At 38.3% G+C, this 16,130-nt stretch carries 18 protein-coding genes; 4 read left to right on the top strand and 14 right to left on the bottom strand.

Annotated features, from left to right (window positions below):
* The 3 genes from JG537_RS07845 to serS all read left to right on the top strand — a co-directional run bounded on the left by JG537_RS07845 (position 1) and on the right by serS (position 2,889).
* Positions 1–912 carry a PTS system mannose/fructose/sorbose family transporter subunit IID gene (locus JG537_RS07845; protein WP_199544760.1) on the top strand — a complete coding sequence of 304 codons (912 nt, stop codon included), beginning with the start codon at positions 1–3 and terminating at the stop codon, positions 910–912.
* 77 nt (positions 913–989) lie between these two features.
* On the top strand, positions 990–1,361 hold the full coding sequence (locus tag JG537_RS07840; RefSeq protein WP_132868857.1) for a DUF956 family protein: 372 nt from the start codon (positions 990–992) through the stop codon (positions 1,359–1,361).
* 250 nt (positions 1,362–1,611) lie between these two features.
* Positions 1,612–2,889 carry a serine--tRNA ligase gene (gene serS / locus JG537_RS07835; RefSeq protein WP_039695976.1) on the top strand — a complete coding sequence of 426 codons (1,278 nt, stop codon included), beginning with the start codon at positions 1,612–1,614 and terminating at the stop codon, positions 2,887–2,889.
* Between the two features lie 125 nt (positions 2,890–3,014).
* Here the strand turns inward: serS and JG537_RS07830 are convergent, their stop codons facing one another.
* The 14 genes from JG537_RS07830 to JG537_RS07765 form a co-directional block, all read right to left on the bottom strand.
* Entirely contained in the window at positions 3,015–3,788 is a 774-nt protein-coding gene (locus tag JG537_RS07830; RefSeq protein WP_132868855.1) for an acetyl-CoA carboxylase carboxyl transferase subunit alpha, read from the bottom strand.
* Positions 3,785–4,651 (bottom strand): acetyl-CoA carboxylase, carboxyltransferase subunit beta, encoded by an 867-nt coding sequence (accD, locus tag JG537_RS07825; RefSeq protein ID WP_199544758.1) that lies wholly within the window; start codon positions 4,649–4,651, stop codon positions 3,785–3,787. Before accD ends, JG537_RS07830 begins: the two co-directional genes overlap by 4 nt.
* An 8-nt stretch (positions 4,652–4,659) precedes the next feature.
* Positions 4,660–6,030 (bottom strand): acetyl-CoA carboxylase biotin carboxylase subunit, encoded by a 1,371-nt coding sequence (locus tag JG537_RS07820; protein ID WP_199544756.1) that lies wholly within the window; start codon positions 6,028–6,030, stop codon positions 4,660–4,662.
* Between the two features lie 87 nt (positions 6,031–6,117).
* The gene (gene fabZ / locus JG537_RS07815; protein WP_074629165.1) at positions 6,118–6,540 is read right to left on the bottom strand and encodes a 3-hydroxyacyl-ACP dehydratase FabZ; all 423 of its coding nucleotides are present in this window, start codon (positions 6,538–6,540) and stop codon (positions 6,118–6,120) included.
* Positions 6,537–7,019, bottom strand: a complete 483-nt coding sequence (accB, locus tag JG537_RS07810) for an acetyl-CoA carboxylase biotin carboxyl carrier protein (protein WP_199544754.1) — start codon at positions 7,017–7,019, stop codon at positions 6,537–6,539. Before accB ends, fabZ begins: the two co-directional genes overlap by 4 nt.
* A gap of 2 nt (positions 7,020–7,021) precedes the next feature.
* Complete coding sequence (gene fabF / locus JG537_RS07805) at positions 7,022–8,254, bottom strand: beta-ketoacyl-ACP synthase II (RefSeq protein WP_132868851.1); 1,233 nt, start codon at positions 8,252–8,254, stop codon at positions 7,022–7,024.
* 66 nt (positions 8,255–8,320) lie between these two features.
* Positions 8,321–9,052, bottom strand: a complete 732-nt coding sequence (fabG, locus tag JG537_RS07800; protein ID WP_132868850.1) for a 3-oxoacyl-[acyl-carrier-protein] reductase — start codon at positions 9,050–9,052, stop codon at positions 8,321–8,323.
* A 9-nt stretch (positions 9,053–9,061) separates the two neighbouring features.
* Positions 9,062–9,982: an ACP S-malonyltransferase gene (fabD, locus tag JG537_RS07795; protein WP_132868849.1), complete on the bottom strand. Its 921-nt coding sequence runs from the start codon at positions 9,980–9,982 to the stop codon at positions 9,062–9,064.
* Positions 9,983–10,026: 44 nt separating this feature from the next.
* Entirely contained in the window at positions 10,027–10,995 is a 969-nt protein-coding gene (gene fabK / locus JG537_RS07790; protein ID WP_132868848.1) for an enoyl-[acyl-carrier-protein] reductase FabK, read from the bottom strand.
* Between the two features lie 165 nt (positions 10,996–11,160).
* Entirely contained in the window at positions 11,161–11,385 is a 225-nt protein-coding gene (locus JG537_RS07785) for an acyl carrier protein (protein WP_006531079.1), read from the bottom strand.
* Between the two features lie 61 nt (positions 11,386–11,446).
* Positions 11,447–12,421 carry a beta-ketoacyl-ACP synthase III gene (locus JG537_RS07780; protein ID WP_132868847.1) on the bottom strand — a complete coding sequence of 325 codons (975 nt, stop codon included), beginning with the start codon at positions 12,419–12,421 and terminating at the stop codon, positions 11,447–11,449.
* Positions 12,422–12,423: 2 nt separating this feature from the next.
* Positions 12,424–12,858: a fatty acid biosynthesis transcriptional regulator FabT gene (gene fabT / locus JG537_RS07775; protein WP_039695988.1), complete on the bottom strand. Its 435-nt coding sequence runs from the start codon at positions 12,856–12,858 to the stop codon at positions 12,424–12,426.
* 115 nt (positions 12,859–12,973) lie between these two features.
* On the bottom strand, positions 12,974–13,762 hold the full coding sequence (locus JG537_RS07770; protein WP_199544752.1) for an enoyl-CoA hydratase: 789 nt from the start codon (positions 13,760–13,762) through the stop codon (positions 12,974–12,976).
* 187 nt (positions 13,763–13,949) lie between these two features.
* The gene (locus JG537_RS07765; protein ID WP_199544750.1) at positions 13,950–14,600 is read right to left on the bottom strand and encodes an HAD family hydrolase; all 651 of its coding nucleotides are present in this window, start codon (positions 14,598–14,600) and stop codon (positions 13,950–13,952) included.
* A 96-nt stretch (positions 14,601–14,696) separates the two neighbouring features.
* Between JG537_RS07765 and JG537_RS07760 the strand changes: the two genes are divergently transcribed.
* Complete coding sequence (locus JG537_RS07760) at positions 14,697–16,052, top strand: aspartate kinase (protein ID WP_132869912.1); 1,356 nt, start codon at positions 14,697–14,699, stop codon at positions 16,050–16,052.
* Positions 16,053–16,130: the final 78 nt, after the last annotated feature.

Genomic DNA, 16,130 nt, shown 5'->3' with positions numbered 1-16,130 from the left:
ATGACTGAAAAACTTCAATTATCAAAATCTGACCGTCAAAAAGTTTGGTGGCGTTCAACTTTCCTTCAAGGTTCTTGGAACTACGAACGTATGCAAAACTTAGGTTGGGCATATGCTTTAATCCCTGCCATCAAAAAACTTTATACATCTAAAGAAGACCGAGCTGCTGCTCTTGAACGTCACTTGGAATTCTTCAATACTCACCCATACGTTGCTGCTCCGATCATCGGTGTAACTCTTGCCCTTGAAGAAGAACGCGCAAATGGTGCTGAAATTGATGATACAGCTATCCAAGGGGTTAAAATCGGTATGATGGGACCTCTTGCTGGTGTCGGTGACCCAGTCTTCTGGTTTACTGTTCGTCCTATCCTTGGTGCCCTTGGTGCTTCACTTGCTATGGCAGGTAACATTGTTGGTCCACTCCTATTTTTCTTTGGATGGAACATCATCCGTATGGCATTCTTGTGGTACACTCAAGAACTTGGTTACCGTGCTGGTTCTGAAATCACTAAAGACCTTTCAGGTGGTATCATCCAAAAAATCACTAAAGGTGCTTCAATCCTTGGTATGTTCATCCTTGCCGTTCTTGTTGAACGTTGGGTATCAATTACTTTCGCTGTAAAACTTCCTTCAACTAAACTTTCAGAAGGTGCTTACATCGAATTCCCTAAAGGAAACGTTACTGGTGAACAATTGAAAGGTATCCTTGGTGATGTTGCTAGCGGACTTAGCCTATCAGCTGAAAAAACTAACACACTTCAAGCTCAATTGGATTCATTGATTCCTGGTTTGATGGGACTTCTTCTTACATTCCTTTGCATGTGGTTGCTTAAGAAAAAAGTTTCACCAATTACAATCATTATTGCATTGTTCATCGTTGGTATTATCGCACGTTTCTTCGGAATCATGTAATAAAAGAAAGGAAGGATTTCGGTCCTTCTTTTTTTATTATGTTATAATAGACAAAAAGCTTAATCAGAGGAGATGACATGGCACAATCACTTAATTCTACCGTGGAATTAACGACTACTGGTGTTTCTTACCTTGGTATGGGGGGGAAAGTTGGTAAATTCCTTCTCGGTAATAAAGGACTTGAATTCTATAGCGATGCTAACGTTGAAGATTATATTCAAATTCCTTGGGAAAACATTGAAAAAATCGGAGCTAACGTTTCTCGCAATAAAGTAAGCCGTCACTTTGAAGTCTTTACAGATAAAGGAAAATTTCTCTTTGCCTCAAAAGACTCAGGAAAAATCTTAAAAGTGGCTCGCCAACATATCGGTAACGATAAGGTTGTTCGCATGCTTACCCTAGTTCAAACCCTTATGGCAAAACTATCACGATTTGTCAAAAAGAAATAATTTTAGTATAATAAAGAGTACGGATAAGTAAGAGTTGAGCTCTTTCAGAAAGTCTGCGGTCGCTGTGAGCAGATAGAGTGATAATTCCGAAATTCTACCGTTATATCATCTAAAATAAGAAATTAAGTGCACAGGATGTGAAGCTGGATGGAACCGCGCAATTGCGCTCCAGCAGTTAACATGCTGTGCTTTTTGTTCATTCTGGGCTATATAAGGCCCTCTGAACACCAAAAACCATTGGAGGAAACTTATGTTAGACATCAAACGTATTCGTAACGATTTCGACGAAGTGGCTAAAAAATTAGCTACACGTGGCGTTGCTGCTGAAAAACTTGCTGAACTTAAAGAACTTGACGACAAACGTCGTGAATTGCTTGTAAAATCTGAATCAGCTAAAGCTGAACGTAACACTGCATCTGCTGCTATCGCTCAAGCTAAACGCAACAAAGAAGATGCTTCTGAACAAATCGCTGCAATGCAAAAATTGTCAGCAGACATCAAAGCAACTGATGCTGAATTAGCTGAAATCGATGAAAAATTATCTGAATTCACAGCAACACTTCCAAATATCCCTGCAGCTGACGTTCCTGTCGGTGCTGACGAAGACGAAAACGTTGAAGTTCGTCGTTGGGGAACACCTCGTGAATTTGACTTTGATATCAAAGCTCACTGGGATCTTGGTGAAGATCTTGATATTCTTGACTGGGAACGTGGTGCGAAAGTCACTGGATCTCGCTTCCTTTTCTACAAAGGACTTGGTGCTCGCCTAGAACGTGCTATCTACAACTTCATGTTGGATGAACACGCTAAAGAAGGTTACACAGAAGTTATTCCTCCTTACATGGTAAACCACGATTCAATGTTCGGTACTGGTCAATATCCAAAATTCAAAGAAGATACATTTGAATTGGCTGATTCTGACTACGTTCTTATCCCAACTGCTGAAGTACCACTTACAAACTACTACCGTGGTGAAATCCTAGACGGCAAAGAACTTCCAGTTTACTTCACAGCAATGAGCCCATCATTCCGTTCAGAAGCTGGTTCAGCTGGTCGTGACACACGTGGTTTGATTCGTCTTCACCAATTCCACAAAGTTGAAATGGTTAAATTCTCAAAACCAGAAACTTCATATGATGAATTGGAAAAAATGGTTGCTAACGCTGAAAATATTCTTCAAAAACTTGGTTTACCATACCGCGTTATCACACTATGTACTGGAGACATGGGATTCTCAGCTGCTAAAACTTACGACTTAGAAGTTTGGATTCCAGCACAAAACACTTACCGTGAAATCTCAAGCTGCTCAAATACAGAAGATTTCCAAGCACGCCGTGCCCAAATCCGTTACCGTGACGAAGCTGATGGTAAAGTTAAACTTCTTCACACTCTTAACGGTTCAGGTCTTGCTGTTGGACGTACAGTTGCTGCAATCCTTGAAAACTACCAAAACGAAGATGGTTCTGTAACAATTCCAGAAGTACTTCGTCCATACATGGGTGGAGCTGAAGTTATTTCACCTAAATAATAAAACAATCCTGCTAGTCCATTGATTAGCAGGTGTTTTTTTATCAGAAAAAAATCCCCTTTGAACCATCCTCAAAGTCAAGGAAATAGTTTTCTTTGACTTGAGGTTAGTACGAAGTGGGATTTTTAAAATTTTCTAAAGCGTTGATAACGATTTTTGATTAATTGCTCTAAAGGAAGTTGACTAAGTTCCTCTAATTCAGAAATAAGATTTGTCTTAATCATCTCAACGATTTCACTTGAGAAATAACCATGTTCTGGGATCACTTTATCAACAACTCCCATATTGTAAAGCTCACCAGCTGTTATTTTCATCAGTTCAGCGGCTTCAGTTGCACGTGAACCATCTTTCCATAAAATTGATGCAAAGCCTTCTGGACTCAAAATCGCATACATGCTGTGTTCAAGCATCCAAACTTTATCAGCCACAGCAAGGGCAAGAGCACCACCTGAACCACCTTCACCAATGATAATAGCAATAATTGGCACCTTAAGGTCACTCATTTCAAGCAAGTTACGCGCGATTGCTTCACCTTGTCCTCTTTCTTCAGCACCAACACCAGGATAAGCTCCCGCAGTGTTAATGAAGGTAACGACAGGACGACCAAATTTTTCAGCTTGTTTCATCAAACGAAGTGCTTTACGATAACCTTCTGGATTAGGTTGACCAAAATTGCGTTTTAGATTTTCCTGTAAATTTTTCCCTTTTTGAATACCAATAACTGTCACAGGACGACCAGCAAGTCGAGCAATTCCCCCAACGATTGCTCCATCATCTGCAAAATGACGATCTCCATGAAGTTCCATAAAATCATCAAAAATCAAATTAGCGTATTCCAAGGTTGTCAAACGACCTTGATCACGCGCTTCTTTCAAAATTCTTGATACATCACTACTCATTTGGCACCTCCATGAAATGCAACTAGTTTGGCAATAACATCAGGCATTTCAGTACGTTTTACAATGGCATCAACAAAGCCATGTTCCAAAAGGAATTCAGCTCTTTGGAAATCCTCTGGCAAGTTTTCTCGCACTGTTGTCTCAATAACACGTCGACCAGCAAAACCAACCAAAGCTTGAGGCTCTGCTAAAATAATGTCACCTTCCATAGCAAAACTTGCTGTCACCCCTCCTGTTGTAGGGTCAGTCAAGATTGTCAAATAGAACAGACCTGCTTCAGAATGACGTTTTACAGCAGCTGAAACTTTCGCCATTTGCATCAAGCTCATAATACCTTCTTGCATTCGAGCGCCACCTGATGCCGTAAAAATAACAACTGGTAATTTTTCATCAATTGCCATCTCGAACAAACGAGTGATTTTTTCACCAACAACAGTTCCCATTGAAGCCATGATAAAGTTTGAATCCATGATAGCAAGTGCAATCTTTTCTCCCTTAATCAAAGTTTTACCAGTAACGACAGCCTCTTCAAGGCCAGTCTTTTCACGCATTTTAGCCAATTTTTCTTGATAGCCAGGGAACTTAAGTGGGTCACTTGTTTCAAGCCCAGTAAAGAGTTCTTCAAAGCTTCCTTCATCTACTGTAATCGCCAAACGTTCTTTAGCAGAAATACGGAAGTTATAAGAACAAGCTGGACAAATCTTTGCAACCCCTAAGTCTTTTTGATAAATCATGTGCTTACAAGCTGGGCACTTGGCAAACAATTCATCAGGAACCTCAGGAACTTCACGAGGTTCCGATTGTTTAATAGAGTTATTGGGAGTAATTCGGATGTACTTATCTTTTTTACTAAATAAAGCCATGAAATCTCCTAATCATTTTCCTTGTTGTAGTTTGGCAAGAATGTCTCCATTAAGAATGAAGTATCGTAGTCTCCTGCAATAACATGCTCATCACAAATCAAATCCATTTGGAATTCAACGTTAGTTGTCACTCCTTCAATTTCTAATTCGTAAAGAGCACGTTGCATTTTCATCAATGCATCAAAACGATTTTCACCATGTACAATAATTTTCGCAATCATACTATCATAATATGGTGGAATCGTATAGCCATTATAAACAGCAGAGTCTACACGCAATCCAACACCACCACTTGGCAAATACAAATCTGTAATTTTACCAGGACTTGGTGCAAAGTTAAATTTCGGATTTTCAGCATTGATACGACATTCAATAGCATGACCAGTAATTTTAATGTCATCTTGTGTGACTGATAATTCTTGTCCAGCAGCAATACGAATTTGCTCCTTAACAATATCAACACCAGTGACAAATTCAGTTACAGGGTGTTCAACTTGAACACGTGTATTCATTTCCATGAAATAGAATTGTGAAGTCTTTTCATCAAGCAAGAATTCAATTGTTCCCGCATTTTCATAACCAACAGCCTTAGCTGCGCGAACTGCAGCTTCACCAATTTTACTACGAAGTGTTTTACCAATCGCAATGGATGGACTTTCTTCAAGGACTTTTTGGTTATTACGTTGAAGAGAACAATCACGTTCTCCTAGGTGAACCACATTACCATGACTATCACCTAAAATTTGAACCTCAATATGGCGTGCTGGATAAACCACTTTTTCAATATACATGGCACCATTACCAAATGCTGCCAAAGCCTCTTGAGAAGCTGATTCGAAGGCTGGTACAAGGTCTTGTGCTGATTCAACTTTACGAATACCTTTACCGCCGCCACCAGCTGAAGCTTTAAGCATCACTGGGTAGCCAAGTCTCTCAGCAACTTCTAAAGCTTGCTCAGCTGTAAATACTTCACCGTCTGATCCAGGAATAACTGGGACATTAGCTGCAATCATTTCAGCACGAGCATTAATTTTATCACCCATTTTGTCCATGATTTCAGCACTTGGTCCTATAAACTTGATATGCATTTCTTCACACATGGTTGCGAATTTTGAGTTTTCACTCAAAAATCCAAAACCAGGGTGAATCGCTTCAGCACCTGTTACAATAGCAGCTGACAAGACGGCATTCATATTAAGATAAGAGTCTGTCGAACGAGCTGGACCGATACAAATTGCTTCATCAGCCAAAATCGTATGCAAAGAATTTTTATCAGCTTCAGAATAGACAGCTACCGTATTGATTCCCAATTCACGTGCCGCACGAATGATACGTACCGCAATTTCTCCACGATTGGCAATTAATATCTTTTTAAACATACGTCTGCTTTTTCCTCCTATTTGGAATGTTTTAGCATTCCAGTCAAAATTCTTTTTTTGTCACAGTTTACGTTAAACTACTATTTCTTAACTACCAATAGCAAACGTCAATGTGCCAGAAGCTGCTAATTTACCATCAACTTCTGCTTTTGCTTCCACCACAGCAATTGTGCCACGGCGTTTAACAAATTTCGCTGTCATAATCAATTGGTCACCTGGAACAACTTGTTTTTTGAAACGAACTTTGTCCATTCCAGCGTAAAAAACCAATTTCCCTTTATTTTCTTCTTTTGAAAGTTCTAGGACACCTGCTGTTTGAGCAAGAGCTTCCATGATAAGAACACCTGGCATAACAGGGTATTCTGGAAAATGTCCATTGAAAAATGGTTCATTAATTGTCACATTTTTAATAGCAACAATTTCATCATCACTCACTTCAAGCACTCGGTCAACCAAAAGCATTGGATAACGGTGTGGTAAAGCTTCACGAATTTGTTTAATATCAATCATTTAATACGTACCAATCCTTGTCCGAATTCAACAACATCTTCGTTGTCTACCATAACGTCTGTCACGATACCATCTTTTGGAGCTGGAATTTCATTCATGACTTTCATAGCCTCAATGATTAACAATGTTTGACCTTTTTTAACTGAATCGCCAACTGATACAAAGGCTGGTTTATCAGGTGCTGGAGCAAGATAAGCCACACCAACAAGAGGGCTTGTCACTTCTTCACCTTCTGCAAAAATATCAGTATCAGCTTCAGTTGCTTCTTCTGAATCTGTAGATGCTGCTGTAGCTGCTGGGGCAGATACCGTTTCAACAGCTGGAGCAACTGGAGCTGCGCTAGCAGCAACAGGCGCTACAGGAGCTGTGTATTCATTTTTACTAAATGATAATTCAGATTCAGCAGTTTTAAATGAAAATTCACGTAGGCTTGACTGGTCAAATTGAGCCATCAAGTCTTTTACTTCAGAAATATTCACGCTTACGCCTCCCAACGTTTAAATGCTAATACAGAATTGTGTCCACCAAATCCGAATGTATTTGAAATAGCGTAAGTCAATTCTGCTTCTTGACCCTGTCCATAGACAACATTTGCTTCAATGTCTTCTGACAATTCACGTGTACCAGCTGTCATTGGAATATAGTTGTGTCGGATAGCTTCAATTGTAGCAACAGCTTCAACAGCACCTGCTGCACCAAGAAGGTGACCAGTAAATGATTTAGTTGAAGAAACTGGAACATCTTTACCAAGAACAGTTACGATTGCTTTACTTTCACCTTTTTCATTGGCTTGAGTTGATGTACCGTGTGCGTTAACGTAATCAACGTCTTCTGGAGCAATTCCAGCTTCATCAATAGCCAATTGAATAGCTTTAGCAGCACCTGATCCGTCTGGTGTTGGAGTTGTTTGGTGATAAGCATCACAGTTGCTACCATAGCCAACAACTTCAGCAAGAATTGTTGCGCCACGTTTTTGAGCATGTTCAAGACTTTCAAGAACTAGGACACCCGCACCTTCACCCATAACAAAACCATTTCGATCTTTATCAAATGGGATAGCTGAGCGAGCTGGATCTTCAGTTGTTGAAAGAGCAGTCAAAGCATTGAAACCACCAATACCGATTTCATTAATTGTAGATTCTGCACCACCTGCCAAAATAACATCGTGGTAACCGAATTTAATTTCACGGAAAGCTTCACCAATAGCATCGTTAGATGAGGCACAAGCAGTCGTGATTGATTTACATACACCACGCGCACCAATACGCAAAGCAATGTTACCTGCGGCCATATTTGAAAGAGCTTTAGGAATGAACATTGGTTGAATACGTTTGATACCTTTTTCGTGCATACGAATGATTTGCTCTTGCATTTCTTGCAAACCACCGATACCAGATGATACGATGACACCAGTACGGTCACGATCAACTGTATCCATATCAAGTTTTGCATTTTCAAGAGCTTCTAAAGTCGCATAAATCGCATAAAGTGAGTATTGATCCATACGATTTTTATCTTTGCGAACAAAATATTTATCAAATGGGAAATCTTTAATTTCACCAGCATTACGTACAGGGATTTCAGAATTATCAAATTTAGTGATTGGTCCGATACCAATTTTACCGTCATGAAGATTGTTCCAGAATTCTTCTGGAGTATTTCCGATAGGTGATGTTAAACCGTAACCTGTTACTACAACTCTATTTAATGTCATTTTTGTCTCCTCTTAAGAGAAATTATACTTCTAATTTTAAACTATTACAGCAAAGCAAACAATAGTTTACATTGCCATACCACCATCAATTGCAATGACTTGTCCAGTCAAGTATTCTTGCTCAGCAAGGAAGCTAGCTACAGAAGCTACTTCCTCTGCTTTACCAATACGTTTCATTGGAATACCTGCTAAAATCGCTTCTTGCATTTTTTCAGGAATCGCATCAGTCATATCTGATTCAATAAATCCTGGTGCAATAGCATTCACGCGAACGCCACGCGCAGCAACTTCACGAGCAACTGATTTCGTAAAGCCAATCAAACCAGCTTTTGAAGCAGCATAGTTTGCTTGACCAACATTACCTGTCAATCCAACAACACTAGACAAGTTAATGATAGCACCCTGACGAGCACGTGTCATCGGCTTCAAGACTGATTGCGTCATGTTAAAAGCACCAGTCAAATTCACTTTAAGCACTGATTCAAAGTCAGCTTCAGTCATTTTCAACATTAATTTATCATTTGTGATACCCGCATTGTTGACCAAAATATCCACTGAACCAAGCTCAGCAATAGCTTCATCAACCATGCGTTTAGCATCATCGTATTGTGAAACATCACCAGAAATAGCAACAACTTTCACATGATACTCTTTAAAACTATCAATCACTTCTGCTGAAATCTGTGAACGACCATTAAGAACAACGTTAGCTCCAAGGCTAGCAAAACGATGAGCAATAGCTAAACCAATTCCTCGGGTTGACCCTGTTACAAAAACGTTCTTATTTTTGATATCCATGACTATCTCCTATTTTTCTAGCAAAGCATTCAAGCTTGCTTCATCTTCAACTGTTGATGTTGAAATACTTTTATCGATTTTGCGAAGGAATCCGCTTAAAACTTTACCTGGACCAACTTCAATAACTTCTGTCATTCCGAGTTTACGCATTGTTTCAATAGAATCGTAAAAACGAACAGGTTCTTTCACTTGTCTAGCAAGCAAAGCTTTGATATCACTGTATTCCATCACTTTAGCTTCAGTATTTCCAACCAATGGAATGTCAAAATCAGAAAAAGTAACTTTATCAAGTACTTCTGAAAGACGTTTGCTAGCTGGCGCTAACAAAGCAGTGTGAAATGGTCCTGAAACTTTCAATGGAATCAAACGTTTCACTCCAACTTCCTTAAGTAACTCAACAGCATAATTAACAGCTTCTGTTTCACCACCAATCACAATTTGTGCTGGGGTATTATAGTTTGCTGGTGTTACCACACCTTTAATAGAAGCTTTTTGACAAATATCTTCAATAAGAGATGCTTCCGTATTCATGACAGCAACCATTTTTCCAGTTCCAGCTGGAGCTGCAGTCTCCATAAATTCACCACGTTTTGCCACTAAAGCAACAGCATCCTCAAAGTTCAAAGCTCCTGAAGCCACCAAAGCTGAGTATTCACCTAGTGAAAGCCCAGCAACCATATCTGCTTTAAAGCCTTTCTCTTGCAATAAGCGATAAATTGCAACGGATGTCGTCAAAATAGCTGGCTGTGTGTAGCGTGTTTGATTTAATTTATCTTCTTCCTTATCAATTAAATCACGAAGATTATAGCCAAGAATAGAACTAGCTTGATCAAAAGTCTCCCTAACAATCGGATATTTTTCATATAAATCACTTGCCATTCCAAGTTTTTGAGCCCCTTGACCAGCAAATAAAAAGGCAGTTTTCGTCATTAAATCCTCCCAAACGGAATTTGATTTTTATTTAAATAGAAATATTAATCTTTCTCAATATCAGCCCAACGTTTAGCTTCTTCTAAGATAACTTCTTGAGCACCATAATAGAGATCTTTTAAGATTTCTTCACAAGTTTCTTCTTTACGAATCAAACCTGCAATTTGGCCTGCCATGACTGAACCAGTCACAACATCACCATCAACAACAGCATTACGCAAAGCGCCTGCTCCCAATACTTCGATATCTTCTTTAGTCTTACGACCAGCCAAGAAATCTTTTTCTGCGTGTGCATATGATGTTGTCAATTTATTTTTAACAGCACGAACTGGATGTCCAACAACGGATGCAGAAATAACTGTATCAATATCTTTTGCTTTTAAGATTTTATCTTTGAAATTTTGGTGTGCATTAGATTCTTTTGAAACAGCAAAGCGAGTTCCGATTTGAACAGCTTCTGCACCAAGCATAAAGATTGCTGCTGCACCGCGACCATCACCAACACCACCAGCACCAATAACTGGAATGTTAACTGCATCAACAACTTGACGTACTAGTGTCATTGTTGTCAATTTACCAATGTGACCGCCAGCTTCCATACCTTCTGCAATAACAGCATCTGCTCCTAGTTTTTCCATACGTTTTGCAAGAGCAACACTAGGGACAACTGGAATAACTGTAATACCAGCTTCGTGGAAACGTTCCATATATTTACCTGGGTTACCTGCACCAGTTGTAACAACTTTGACCCCTTCTTCAATAACAAGATCAACAATATCATCAACAAATGGTGACAAAAGCATAATATTAACACCAAAAGGCTTATCAGTAATTTCTTTAACCTTATCAATATTTGCTTTTACAACTTCTTTAGGTGCATTACCACCACCAATAATACCTAAACCACCAGCGTTTGAAACGGCACCAGCCAAGTCACCATCGGCAACCCAAGCCATACCACCTTGAAAAATTGGATATTTGATATTTAATAATTCTGTAATACGTGTTTTCATGTTAAACCTTCTTAGTCTTTACCAAACAATAATTTGATAGTCAAACTATCATAATAAGAAGAGAGGGAGTAAGATAAGTTTTTCGCTCTTTAGCAACTTATCCCACAGCCCTTTCAACTAAATATATAGTGGAGTTAGTTTTTAATTCCAACTCCATCCATGTAATTATTTTGTTTTTTCTTCAACGTAAGCAACCAAGTCACCTACAGTGTTAAGACCTTCTTCAGTTTCGATTTGAATATCAAATGCATCTTCGATTTCTGAGATTACTTGGAAAACATCAAGTGAATCAGCATCAAGTTCATCGAAAGTAGTTTCCAATTTAACTTCTTCTGCTTCTTTACCAAGTTCTTCAACGATAATTTCTTGTACTTTTTCAAATACTGCCATGATTAATTTCTCCTTAATAAATATATATAAATTTATCTCATGCTAATGCACAAGTTTGTAACTAAATTTTAACAATTAGGCTTCCCCATGTCAAACCTCCACCGAAAGCAGAGAAAAGAACTGTTTGAGAGCCATCTAATTTTACAAGTCCTTTATCAACATATTCTGCCAATAAGATCGGAATACTTGCAGCACTTGTGTTACCATACTCCATCATGTTTGCTGGCAACTTGCTGACATCAACACCAACTTTTTTAGCGATTTTATCCAAAATACGGATATTAGCTTGGTGTAAGAACAGATAATCTAAATCATCTGCTGAAACGTCAGAATCTTCAATAAGCGCTTTGATATTCTTAGCCACATCTCTGATTGCAAAATCAAAAATAGCTCGGCCATCCATTTTCAAGAATTTATCATCCTCTTCTTTTTCAGAAAATGGTGAAGATAAGCCAACTTTTCCTGAAGTTAAGCTAAGGCCACGACTACCATCAGTATTCAAAGATTCTGCTAGAAAATGCTTTGTATCTGACGCTTCAAGCAAGACGCCACCAGCGCCATCCCCAAATAAAACAGAAGTGCTTCTATCTGACCAATCCAGTGTTTTTGACAATGTCTCAGCACCAATAACGATTCCTCGTTTATACATACCTGATTGAATAAATTTATCAGCAGTCGCAAGTGCAAATACAAATCCACTACATGCTGCTGTCATATCCATCGCAAAGGCATTAACGGCACCAACATTGGCTTGAACACGAGCCGCTGTTGATGGCATAAGACTATCAGGGGTAATTGTTGCAACAATGATGAAATCAATATCCTCAGCTGACAAACCAGCTTTTGAAATTAGTTGCTTGGCAACTTGCGTCCCTAAATCACTAGTTGTTTCAGTTCGAGTGATGTGTCGTCTTCTAATTCCAGTACGTGATGAAATCCATTCATCGCTAGTGTCCATGATTTCAGACAAATCATCGTTTGTAATCACTTGTTCAGGGGCATAGGCTGCTGCCTGAGCAATTCTTGCAAATACCATTATTACATTAACTCCTCAAGAAACTTATGAAGATTTTTAAGCCCTCTCAAAAGAGCTTCTAGTTCTTCTTCATTCATATCCTCAGCAATATGAGAAACCATATTCTTATGGAATTTATGATGAAGCCTATCTAATAATCTTCCTTTTTTTGTCAAAGTTAAATGAACCACACGACGGTCTAATTTTGAGCGTCGTCTTTCAATATAACCTTTTGCCTCAAGCTTATTTAAACTAGTGGTTATTGTACCGAGGGTCAACATCAACTCACGTGCAATATCACTTGGAGTCACATTAGAATTCTTACCAATAATCTCAATGGTATGCATTTCCTTTAATGAAACATCGTTGAATTGACTTGTTCGCAAACTAGTCTCTTCAATAACCTGAACACGATTAAAAATATCAACCAGATATTCATTGATTCTATTATAATCCAAGATTTCACCTCCTAAATAAACTTTGACAATCAAAGTATATCAAACATCAAAATATTTTGCAAGGTATTTCGGCTCAAACTGAAAAAATAATTTGAAAATCAAACAATTATTTACACTATTTTCCAGAAAATTTCGGGCGGCGTTTTTCAGCAAAAGCACGAACACCTTCTTTGAAATCTTCCTTAAACGCTAATTCTTCTTGAAGCTGCAATTCAAGTTTCGCATAATCTTCCCAACCTTCAAATTGGGCTTTCCAAGACATTTCTTTAATTGCTCGATAAGAATTGATAGAGCCACGGAGTAAACGTTTCGTTAACTGATTCGTAGTTCGTTCAAGCTTCTCAGACTCACAAAGGCGGTAAACAATTCCATAATCAAGAGCTTTTTCAGCATTTAAGCCCTCACCAGTCATTGCTAACTGAACAGCACGTGTTGTTCCAATAGCTCGACTCATCAAGAAAAGACCACCAGCATCAGGAGCAAGACCAACACCAACAAACGCTTGAATAAATTTAGCTTTTTCACTTGCTACTACAAAATCTGCTGCAACAGCCATGTTAGCAGCCGCACCTGCAACCGCACCATCAACACTCATAATGACTGGTTTAGGCAATTTCTTCATTGCAAAAGAAATTTTATTAACCAAACTAGCAATTTCAACAAGAGATTCTACATTGTCAGATTCAACCGCACGTTGCATTTCTGCTAAGTCACCACCAATTGAAAAAACTTTACCAACTGCTTTAATGACCAAAATCTTCACAGAGTTATCTGCTTTTACAAGTTCCATAACTTCAAGAATCTCTTGACAAGTTGGAATATTGAAACCATTCGAAATATCTGGGCGATTCAAGGTTAAAGTTGCAACTTCTCCCTTTTCATAAATCACATTATCGAAAGACATCTACCTACCTCCATCAGATGTGATAAAAATAGTTTGATAATTAAACTATTTAGCAACAGCTATTTTAGCATAATAATCATTGCTAAATCAAGAAAAAAATCGCATTTTTGATAATTTAGTTTGCGTTTTTAATATTTTTTATATCAAACTATTATTCAAAAAAAGTAGGCTTGCACCTACTTTTTTACTATTTTTTTGACAAATCCTCAATAACTTGAGTCAAGTTTTTCACTAATCGAGTGGCTTTACTCTGGTTCATATCAAACAAGGTATCTTCAATAGCCCAAACGGGTAAATTAGCAGAAACACCAGCTTGAATACCTTTTTCACTATCTTCAATAACAAGAGTCTCTTCATCATTAAAGCCAAGTTGACGTCTTGCTTCTTGATAAATGGCAGGATGTGGTTTTCCTTTTTCGAATTCCTCACCTGATAAAATCACTGAAAAATACTCTCTTAACCCTGTTTCATCAAGTGCCTTCAAAATATCATGCTTAGTTGAGCTAGAAGCAAGCCCCAAATGGTACCCTTTATCAAAAAGACCTTTAATCACTTCAAAAGTATCTTCAAAAATTAAATCTTTATAAGGAAGTGGATGAATTTTTTTGTAAATAGAGTACTCTTTTTGAAGCTGATCAGTATCCCACTTATCAAAATCATCTCGTAAAATATCAGGCCAAATTTGCTTCATATTGCCACCAATAAAAAAACTAGGCGGAAGATGCTTTATACAAATCCCCTTTTCAGCCAAAAACTTTTCACGGCGACGATAATAAAAGGTTTCAGTATCAAATAAAACACCATCCATATCAAAAATAATTGCTTTAAATTTTTCCATTCCTCTATTATACTATCTTTTTATTTGAAAAACTACTGACAAATTTTCAGAATTTTGCTATAATTGTATACAAATTTTAGAATTTTGGAGAAGGTCATGAAAGTAATCAAATTTGGTGGTAGTTCACTGGCTTCGGCTGAACAACTGAAAAAAGTTTTGAATATTGTGAAATCTGATAACGAACGACGTTTTGTTGTTGTATCAGCACCCGGAAAACGTAACTCAGAAGATACTAAAGTTACCGATGCCCTTATTAAGTATTACAAGAACTACACCTCAGGTGATGACGTCACTGCTGCACAAGAATGGATTATTAACCGTTACCAAGCTATTGCTGATGAACTTGAACTTAGTTCATCAGTCATGAGCAAAATTGCAGGCGCGATTACAAATCTTGCGACACTTCCTATCGAATGCAATGAATTCTTGTATGATACATTCCTAGCAGCTGGTGAGGATAATAACGCTAAACTCGTAGCAGAATTTTTCCGTAAAAATGGACTCAATGCTCGTTACGTTCACCCTAAAGAAGCTGGTATTATTGTTTCAAGCGAACCTGGAAATGCACGAATTCTTCCATCAAGTTATGATAAACTTGAAGAATTGCGCGATTCTGAAGAAATTCTTGTTATCCCTGGATTCTTTGGTGTAACTGTTGACAATCAAATCTGTACTTTCTCTCGCGGAGGTTCTGATATTTCGGGATCAATCGTTGCAGCTGGTGTGAAAGCAGATTTATACGAAAACTTTACTGACGTTGACGGTATCTTTGCAGCTCACCCAGGTGTTGTTCACAAACCACACACAATCCAAGAATTAACATACCGTGAAATGCGCGAACTTGCTTACGCTGGATTTTCTGTTCTACACGATGAAGCACTTATTCCTGCTTACCGTGGTAAAATTCCTCTCGTTATCAAAAACACAAATAACCCAGAACACCCAGGTACACGTATCACCCTAAAACACAGTGGACCTACAGTCCCAGTCATTGGTATTGCAGCAGACGATGAATTTGCAAGTATTAACATGTCTAAATACCTTATGAACCGTGAAGTCGGATTCGGTCGTAAAGTTCTTCAAATTCTCGAAGATTTAAATATCCGTTGGGAACACATGCCTACAGGTATCGACGACATGTCAGTTATTGTTCGTGAACGAGAACTAACCCCTATTAAAGAACAAGAAATCATTTCATATCTTACAAGAGAGCTTGGTGTTGATGAAGTAGACATCGAACACAACCTTTCAATCATTATGATTGTCGGTGAAGACATGAAGAATCATATCGGGGTAACAGCGACAGCAACTAAAGCCCTATCAGATAAACACATCAACTTGGAAATGATTTCGCAAGGTTCAAGTGAAGTCTCAGTCATGTTCGTTACACAAACAGAACATGAAAAAGAAGCCGTGCGAGCACTCTACCAATCATTCTTCCAAGCAGAATAAAAAAAAGAAGATCAGAAATCTCTGATCTTTTTTCAATTGATACTTATGGTTTAAAATCCGCAAAGTAAGGGGCAATTT

Origin of the sequence: Streptococcus vicugnae (assembly GCF_016461705.1) — a bacterium.
GTDB classification, from domain to species: Bacteria; Bacillota; Bacilli; order Lactobacillales; family Streptococcaceae; genus Streptococcus; species Streptococcus vicugnae.
The sequence above is the reverse complement of the archived record's forward strand: the minus strand, read 5'-3'. Positions and strand labels throughout refer to the sequence as shown.